This is a genomic window from Hymenobacter agri (assembly GCF_054778495.1).
This window is the reverse complement of record NZ_BAAGZM010000812.1, coordinates 1-1,547: the sequence shown is the minus strand read 5'-3', so window position 1 is coordinate 1,547 and position 1,547 is coordinate 1. Positions and strand designations below refer to the sequence as shown.

Here is a 1,547-nt window from a genome sequence, read left to right as displayed (position 1 = left end):
ACCTCTACGACGGCTGGGCGGCCGAAGCCAACGGCGACCACGCCCGCATCCTGCTCAACGCCACCATCTGGCTGGCCACGCCCAACCGCACCGCCACCGCCACCCGCCGCGCCACCGATGCCGATTTCAGCATCTATCCCAACCCCAGCGCTGACGCGCTCTACATCAGCGGCAACGTGCTGCCCACCGAAATTCGCTGCCAGGACATGCTGGGCCAGCAAGTAGCTCTCACTGCCACAGCCGCCGGCGCCGGTGCCCTGCGCGTGGAAACGGCCGGGCTGGCCCCAGGCCTGTACGTGCTCAGACTGCGCCTGCCCGATGGCCAGGTGCTCACGCGCCAGATTGCACGGCAGTAGGTTTTAACGGAGTAGAGACGCAACATCTTGCGTCTCGTCGTTGAACGAAATCGTTAGGGCGACAGGCGAACGAAGCCCGAGTGCCGCGAACGACGAGACGCAAAATGTTGCGTCTCTACTCCGTTCTGCCAACTGTTAGGAATTACCTCAAAGTAATTCAGGAGGCCCGGCGGCGGTTGTAGAAGCTGTTCGCATCGAACGACTCCTGCTCGTAGAAGCGCGGGGTGGATGCGGGCTCCTGGCCCAAGGCACGCAGCATGGCTTCTTCGTAGTCGCGGGTAATCTGAATTTCGACGTAGGGCGGGTAGCTCAATACCGACTCGGCATTGAGCGCGGGCACGAACACGTTGTCGCCATCATCATCGAGCGAAGCGGCCCCGATGGGAAGCAGAATGTGGTTTTCGTGCTCGTTGATGCGGAAACGGCCGTCCAGCTCCACATCGAGGTAGCGAACTTTCAGTGCTTCCACGTCCACAATCAGCTCGTGCACCGTGCCCAGGGCCTGGCCGTCATTGCCGCGCACAGTCCAGCCGCGCACGTCGGGGTTGTTGTCGGCTACTTCAAAATCGGTGAGGTCGCGCAGGCGACGCAGAATGGGCGTATCCATGTGGCTATATCTGGTATTGCGTATTTAATTAGTCGGTAGTCAGATATGTCATTCGATAAAGTAGGGTCTGACTACTGCTTACCTATTACCGAATACTACCTCTACTGTTTCGGCTCGCTGAGCACGCGCACGGCGGCGGCGGCCTGCGTCAGGAACTGTTGGTTCTGGCGCTGCTCGGCGGCGGTGCCGCTACGGCCTGACAGCTGGCCGGAAAGAGCCACTAGGTCGTCGGCCTGCGTTTCCAACTCGGGGTACGCTTTCTGCTGCATGGCCCGAATAAGCCCGGCGGCGGCCACGAAGCCAGGCCGCACGCTGGTGTTGGCCTCGTCGAGGCGGGCGGTGGCGCTGGTAAGGTTATCGCGTTGCTCCAGTACTGCTGGGTCGCGCAGGTCGTCGCGGTCACAGAGGCTCACCAGCACGCCGGCCAGCTTTTGCAGGCCGTTGCGGGCGTATTCGGGCGCAGCCGGGCTGCTGGCTGCCTGCGTGGCCAACGAAGCCGCCGTTTCGGAACTACCCGCTGAATCTCCCTGCGGAATTGCCGCAATCGCTGCCCGCCGCGTGGCCTGGTCGACGGCTGCGGCGGC

Annotated in this window: 3 protein-coding genes; 1 reads left to right on the top strand and 2 read right to left on the bottom strand. The window is 62.8% G+C overall.

What is annotated here, in order from left to right; genetic code table 11:
- Positions 1–356, top strand: a 356-nt coding sequence (locus ACYVDE_RS22415) for a T9SS type A sorting domain-containing protein (RefSeq protein ID WP_460503753.1), incomplete at its 5' end; no start/stop codon positions are given.
- 157 nt (positions 357–513) lie between these two features.
- On the opposite strand, the gene ACYVDE_RS22410 is transcribed toward ACYVDE_RS22415, so the two are convergent.
- Positions 514–963, bottom strand: a complete 450-nt coding sequence (locus ACYVDE_RS22410) for a YlmC/YmxH family sporulation protein (RefSeq protein ID WP_460503752.1) — start codon at positions 961–963, stop codon at positions 514–516.
- Between the two features lie 101 nt (positions 964–1,064).
- Positions 1,065–1,547 (bottom strand): hypothetical protein (locus ACYVDE_RS22405; RefSeq protein WP_460503751.1); only part of this gene is annotated, 483 nt, incomplete at its 5' end.